General features: G+C 68.9%; 6 protein-coding genes. 3 read left to right on the forward strand and 3 right to left on the reverse strand.

Annotated elements, in window-relative coordinates:
* The coding region (locus ABNT58_RS01620) for an SDR family oxidoreductase (RefSeq protein ID WP_348751773.1) at nt 1-133 on the forward strand (133 nt) is incomplete at its 5' end.
* 80 nt (nt 134-213) lie between these two features.
* Nucleotides 214-354, forward strand: coding sequence for a hypothetical protein (locus ABNT58_RS01625; protein WP_250199367.1), 141 nt, complete (start codon nt 214-216; stop codon nt 352-354).
* A gap of 17 nt (nt 355-371) precedes the next feature.
* Here ABNT58_RS01625 and gshA read toward each other — a convergent pair whose 3' ends face one another.
* Genes gshA through map form a run of 3 tightly spaced genes read right to left on the reverse strand, consistent with a single transcriptional unit; the run spans nt 372 to nt 5,402 of the window.
* A complete protein-coding gene (gene gshA / locus ABNT58_RS01630) occupies nt 372-1,907 on the reverse strand; it encodes a glutamate--cysteine ligase (protein ID WP_348751769.1) in 1,536 nt (511 codons plus the stop codon).
* A 45-nt stretch (nt 1,908-1,952) separates the two neighbouring features.
* A complete protein-coding gene (locus tag ABNT58_RS01635) occupies nt 1,953-4,577 on the reverse strand; it encodes a [protein-PII] uridylyltransferase (protein WP_348751770.1) in 2,625 nt (874 codons plus the stop codon).
* A 3-nt stretch (nt 4,578-4,580) separates the two neighbouring features.
* Nucleotides 4,581-5,402: a type I methionyl aminopeptidase gene (gene map / locus ABNT58_RS01640; RefSeq protein WP_348751771.1), complete on the reverse strand. Its 822-nt coding sequence runs from the start codon at nt 5,400-5,402 to the stop codon at nt 4,581-4,583.
* Between the two features lie 79 nt (nt 5,403-5,481).
* On the opposite strand from map, the gene ABNT58_RS01645 reads away from it, so the two are divergent.
* The coding region (locus ABNT58_RS01645) for a hypothetical protein (protein WP_348751772.1) at nt 5,482-5,819 on the forward strand (338 nt) is incomplete at its 3' end.

Below are 5,819 nucleotides of genomic sequence, written 5' to 3' on the forward strand. Positions count from 1 at the left end.
CAGCACCATCCCCATCAAGCGCCTGGGCACGCCGGAAGAAATCGCCTCCATCGTGGCCTGGCTGGCCAGCGACGAATCCGGCTTTGCCACCGGCGCCGACTTCAGCTGCAACGGCGGCCTTCACATGGGCTGAGCCATAACGGCTCGCCGCTTGCCAAAAGCCCGCCACGTGCGGGCTTTTTCAATGGGCCCGCTCAACCAGGAGAGCCAACGATGAAGCCCCGCCCGCATGAAGAGAGCGACCTGCCCCCGAACCAGCCCGGCCCGCAGCCGGTGGAGCCCGACGACGGCCAGGTGCCGGCGCCCAACGACCCGGCCGACCCAGAGTTCGATCCGCAGCATCCGGCGCCCTGAAGCGCCGGGTGCGCCATTCAGGCAATGAGGCGGCGGGGCGCCAGATACGCCTGTCGATAGATCTCGAACGGCATGGTGTCCGCGGCCTCGATGGCCTTCTGCGCTTCCACCGACTGTTCGGCCTGCGCGCGGAAGTGCGCATGCAGCTCGTCGGGGTAGGGCAGGGCCAGCATGGCCTGCTGCACCTGCAGCGACTGCGCCCGCACGAAGCGGATGAAGGAGCCGTCGTGGTCCTCGCGCAGCGCCTTCAGCACCCGGGCCGAAGGCAGCGTGTCGGGCTGCGACCAGGCCGTCACCGCGGCGGCCACCGCATCGCGGTAGGCGCTGCCGGTGCCGGTGGCCGCGTCCATCGCGTCGGCGATCGGGCCGCACTCGTGCAGGATCTCGGCGCCCCAGTCGGCCAGCAGCACGTCGCGGCCGCCGCGCTCCAGCGTCAGGCCCGGCTCGCGGCCACGGGCGGCGGTGCGGTGCTGGTTGCGGGCCAGCGCGGCAATCTCGTCGGGCGTGTCCGGCGGGCTGTCGTTCAGCAGGCAGTGCAGCAGGAACACGTCCAGGAAACGCGCCGTGGCCGCGTCGATGCCGGCGGCCATGAACGGGTTCAGGTCCATGCAGCGCACTTCCACGTATTCGACGCCGCGCTCGCGCAGCGCATGCAGCGGCCGCTCGCCCGGGAAGATCACCCGCTTGGGCCGGATGGTGCCGTAGAACTCGTTCTCGATCTGCAGCAGCGTGGTGGCCAGCTGGTTGTAGTCGCCGCCCGGGTTGCGGATGCCCACGGCCTCGTAGGCGGGGTAGGGCTTGGTCAGCGCTTCCTGCAGGCTGGCGCCGTAGCCTTCCAGCGAGTTGTAGCTGACCGAGAGTGAGGCCTGCGCGTCGCTCTGGTAGCCCAGCCGGCCCATGCGCAGCGAGGTGCCGTAGGGCATGTGCAGCGTGCCTTCGGCCTCGGCCAGCGGCTGCAGCTCATGCTGGCGGCCCTGCACGAAGCTGGCGCACACCGCCGGCGAGGCACCGAACAGCACCAGCAGCAGGAACGACTGGCGGCGGAAGTTGCGGATCAGCGCGAAGTACTCGTCGTTGCTGAGCCCCGGCATCGACCAGTTGTAGTGGATGCCCGAGATGGTCTGCATGCGGCGGCCATAGCGGTGGCCCAGGCCCATGCGGTAGACGCTCTTGGCGCGGCCCACGTTGCTGCTGCCGTAGCGGCCCAGCGGGATGGTCTCGTCGGTGGGCAGGCCGCAGGGCATGCTGGACACCCACATCATCTCGTCGCCGGCCTCGGCCATCACCCGGTAGGTGAACTGGTGGATGCGGGTGAGCTCGTCGATCGCGGCCTGCGCATCGGCATGCACGCCGGTCACCAGCTCCAGCTGCGATTCGCTGAAGTCGGTGGTGATGTTGGGGTTGGTCAGGGCCGAGCCCAGGCCGGCCGGGTGGGGCGTCAGGGCCAGCGCGCCATCGGGCTGCGCGCGCAGGCTTTCCTTCTCGATGCCGCGTCGGATGGCCGTCAGGCGGGCAGGCGCTACGTCCTGCAGGCGTTGTTGCAGTCGGGTCATGGGCGGTCTGGTTGTGGTTTTGGCCGTCGCTTGCGGGCCGCTGGCTCAGCTGGCCAGCGGCGCCACCGCGTCGAGCAGTTCGCTTTCAATCTGCAACTGTGCCTTGGATCGCTGCAACGCGCTGCCGTCGACCAGAAAGGTATCTTCCACGCGCTCGCCCAGGGTGCTGATCTTGGCCAGCTGCAGGTTGATCTGGTGGCGTGCCAGCACCCGCGCGATGGCATACAGCAGGCCCGAGCGGTCGCTGGTGCTGACCGACAGCAGCCAACGCTGTGCCCGCTCGTCGGGCCGCAGCGAGACCCGCGGCACGATGGGAAAGCTCTTGACCCGGCGCGACACACGGCCGCGGCTGGGCTCGGGCAGCTGGCCGTCGGACTGCAGCGCCTTCATCAGCTGCACTTCCACCAGCGAGATGAGGTCGCGGTAGCTGGAGGGCGTGTTGTCCATCTGCGGATGCACCACCTGGAAGGTGTCCAGCGCATAGCCGCTGCCGGTGGTGTGCACCTTGGCGTCCTGGATGTTGAAGCCAGCGCCGTCGAAATAGCCGCAGATGCGGGCGAACAGGTCGGCGCGGTCAGGGGAATACACCAGCACCTGCAGGCCTTCGCCCACCGACGAGGCGCGCGCCCGCACCACCGGCTGCGTGGCCGCCAGGTGGCGCCACAGCATGCGGGCATGCCAGGCGATGTCGATGGCGTCGTGGCGGGTGAAGTAGCTCACGTCCAGCGTGGCCCACAGCGGTGCCTCGGTGGCGGGCAGCTGCGAGGCCAGCGCCAGCAGCGCACGCGCCTCGGCCTTGCGGGCCTCGATCTCGGCATCGACGTTGGGCTTGGCACCGCCCAGCGCCCGCAGCGTCAGGCGGTAGCAGTCTTCCAGCAGCTTGCCCTTCCATGCGTTCCACACCTTGGGGCTGGTGCCGCGGATGTCGGCCACCGTCAGCAGGTAGAGCGCCGTCAACGTGCGCTCGTCGCGCACCAGCGCCGCAAAGCGCTGGATCACCTCGGGGTCGGACAGGTCTTCCTTCTGAGCGGTGCGGCTGAGCGTGAGGTGGTGCTTGACCAGGAACTCGATCAGCTGCGTGTCGTGGCGCTCGATGCCGTGGTCGCGGCAGAAGCGCCGGGCCTCCACCGCGCCCAGGTCGGAATGGTCGCCGCCGCGGCCCTTGGCCACGTCGTGGAACAGCGCGGCCACGTACAGCACCCAGGGCCGGTCGAACTGCGCGGCCAGCTGCGAGCAGAAGGGGTACTCGTGCGCATGCTCGGGGATGAAGAAGCGCCGCACGTTGCGCAGCACCATCAGGATGTGCTGGTCGACCGTGTACACATGGAACAGGTCGTGCTGCATCTGCCCCACGATGCGCCGGAACACCCAGAGGTAGCGGCCCAGCACCGAGGTCTGGTTCATCAGCCGGAAGGCGTGCGTCTGGCCGCTGGGCTCACGCAGGATCTGCATGAAGCGCGCGCGGTTGACCGGGTCGTGCCGGTAGGCCGTGTTCATCACGTTGCGGGCGTTGTACAGCGCGCGCAGCGTGCGCGCCGACAGGCCCTTGATGCCCACCGTCTGCTGGTACACCAAAAAGGTTTCCAGCACCGCATGCGGCTCGCGCAGGTACAGGTCGTCGCTGGCCACTTCCAGCATGCCGCCGCGGTCGAAGAAGCGCTCATTGATCGGCCGCATCGGCAGGTCTTCCGAGCCGTTGATGCGCTCTTCGATGTTGAGCATCAGGATGTGGTTGAGCTGGCTCACCGCCTTGGCCGCCCAGTAGTAGCGGCGCATCAAAACTTCGGAGGCGCGCTGGCCGCCCGCCGAGCGGTAGCCGAAGCTCTCGGCCACGGCGGTCTGCAGGTCGAACACCAGCCGGTCTTCGCGGCGGCCGGCCACCACGTGCAGCCGCGCGCGGATCAGCCGCAGCAGGCCTTCGTTGCGCTGCAGCTGCTTGACCTCGAACGGGGTGATCAGGCCGTTGGCGGCCAACTCGCTCCAGGTGCGGCCCAGGCCCGCGCCACGCGCCACCCAGATGACCAGCTGCAGGTCGCGCAGGCCGCCGGGGCTTTCCTTGCAGTTGGGCTCCAGCGAGTAGGGCGTGTCCTCGTACTTCACGTGCCGCTGCTGCATCTCCAGCGACTTGGCCCGCAAAAAGGCCTTGGGCTCCATCGCCGCATCCATCTGGGTGCGGAAGGTCTGGAACAGCCGCCGCGCGCCGCACACGTAGCGCGATTCGAGCAGCGCCGTCTGCACCGTCACGTCGCGCGCGGCCTCGGCCACGCATTCGGCCACGGTGCGCACCGAAGAGCCGATCTCCAGCCCGATGTCCCAGCAGGCGGTGATGAAGCCTTCCACCGACGAACGCAGCGCATCGTTGGCGCCCAGCGCGCTGTCGGCCGGCAGCAGCACCAGCACGTCGACGTCGGAGTAGGGGAACAGCTCGCCGCGGCCGTAGCCGCCCACGGCCACCAGGGCCGCGCCGGGCGGCATGCCGGCGTGCAGCCACAGGTCGGCCAGCGTGGCGTCGGCATGGCGGGTGAGGCCGCGGATCAGCCGCGCCGCCGCCGGCGCAGAGGCGCGCGACTGGCGGAAATGCTCGATCAGCTGCTGCTTGGTGTCGCGGAAGCGTTGCCGCAGGGCACCGACCCCGCCCGGCGCCGGCGCTGCGTTCAAACGCGCGGACATGGCTTAGGCCGAAACGGCCTTGGCGTCGGTGATGAACGCCGGCGGCGGCGGCGTACCGGCCGACAGCGTCAGGATCTCGTAGCCGGTCTCGGTGACCAGCACGGTGTGCTCCCACTGCGCCGACAGCGAGCGGTCTTTGGTGACGATGGTCCAGCCGTCGCCCATCTCGCGGATTTCGCGCTTGCCGGCGTTGATCATCGGCTCGATGGTGAAGATCATGCCGGCCTTGAGTTCTTCCAGCGTGCCGGGGCGGCCGTAGTGCAGCACCTGCGGCTCTTCGTGGAACTTGCTGCCGATGCCGTGGCCGCAGAACTCGCGCACGATCGAAAAGCCCTGGTTCTCGGCGAAGGTCTGGATGGCGTGGCCGATGTCGCCCAGGCGGGCGCCCGGCTTGACCTTGGCAATGCCCTTCCACATCGCGTCGAAGGTGATGGCGCACAGCCGCTTGGCCGCGATGGAGCCTTCACCCACGATGAACATGCGGCTGGTGTCGCCGTGCCAGCCGTCCTTGATGACGGTGACGTCGATGTTGACGATGTCGCCGTTCTTCAGTGGCCGGTCGTTCGGGATGCCGTGGCACACCTGATGGTTGATCGAGGTGCAGATCGACTTCGGGTAGGGCGTGTAGCCCGGCGGCGCGTAGTTCAGCGGCGCGGGAATGGCGCCCTGCACATGCACGATGTGGTCGTGCGCCAGCTTGTCCAGGTGTTCGGTGGACACGCCGGGCTTGACGTGCTCGGTCAGCATGTCCAGCACCTCGGAGGCCAGGCGCCCGGCGATGCGCATGCCTTCGATGTCGGCGCCGGTTTTCAGGGTGATCGTCATGGCGAGGGATTATCCCATCGACATCCTAGAATCCGCGGCTCGCCTCCAGTCCCCCCTGCCGCCGCCCAGGCGCATTCACATGGCTGCCGTCTTGCCCACTTCCTCCAAGCATCTTTTGCATTTCGAAGGCGGCAACGCCTTGTCGCCCTTCCGTGCGCAAGCGTTGCTGGCCCGGCTGGCGGCCGTCAGCCCGCGCATCACGGGCGTGGCCGCGCGCCACGTGCACTGGGTGTGGACCGACGCCGAACTGCCTGCCGCCGACCGCGACAAGCTGGCCGCGCTGCTGACCTACGGCGACGCCTATGCCGGCCCGGCCGAGGGACCGGCCATCGTGGTGATGCCGCGGCTGGGCACCGTCAGCCCCTGGGCCAGCAAGGCGACCGACATCGCGCACAACTGCGGCCTGGGCATCCACCG

Origin of the sequence: uncultured Aquincola sp., from assembly GCF_964001545.1 — a bacterium.
In the GTDB taxonomy this organism is placed as follows: domain Bacteria; phylum Pseudomonadota; class Gammaproteobacteria; order Burkholderiales; family Burkholderiaceae_C; genus Aquincola.